Consider the following 202-nt stretch of genomic DNA (forward strand, 5'->3'; position numbering starts at 1 on the left):
AACTATCACACCAACGAAAGATATTCCAGCAGGAAATGTAACAGCGACAGCAACAGACCCAGCAGGCAACGTATCAGAAGCAAGTGAACCAAAAGAAGCAACACCAGCTAAAGATACAACAGCACCAGCTAAACCAGTTGTAGAAACAGATCTAACAGGTAAAGCCGGAACTAAAGATCCAGTAGTAGTAGACGCAGAGCCA

Annotated in this window: 1 pseudogene; it reads left to right on the forward strand. The window is 44.6% G+C overall.

The features are described from left to right. A pseudogene (locus B7695_RS11130) lies at positions 1 to 202 on the forward strand (hypothetical protein); the annotation flags it as partial.

Origin of the sequence: Streptococcus mitis, from assembly GCF_002096845.1 — a bacterium.
Taxonomy (GTDB): Bacteria; Bacillota; Bacilli; order Lactobacillales; family Streptococcaceae; genus Streptococcus; species Streptococcus mitis_A.